The sequence below is a fragment of the Secundilactobacillus pentosiphilus genome (assembly GCF_002217985.1).
Taxonomy (GTDB): domain Bacteria; phylum Bacillota; class Bacilli; order Lactobacillales; family Lactobacillaceae; genus Secundilactobacillus; species Secundilactobacillus pentosiphilus.
Map to the genome: position 1 here is coordinate 1 of NZ_BCMI01000117.1, position 207 is coordinate 207.

Annotated in this window: 1 rRNA gene; it reads right to left on the reverse strand. The window is 49.8% G+C overall.

Going from position 1 to position 207, the window contains the following annotated elements:
• Window positions 1-207: ribosomal RNA gene (locus tag CES81_RS13295) — 16S ribosomal RNA — on the reverse strand; the annotation flags it as partial.

Here is a 207-nt window from a genome sequence, read left to right on the forward strand (position 1 = left end):
AGTCCCAATGTGGCCGATTACCCTCTCAGGTCGGCTACGTATCATTGCCTTGGTGAACCATTACTCCACCAACTAGCTAATACGCCGCGGGTCCATCCAGAAGTGATAGCCGAAACCATCTTTCAAACTGAAACCATGCGGTTTCAGTTGTTATGCGGTATTAGCACCTGTTTCCAAGTGTTATCCCCCGCTTCTGGGCAAGTTACC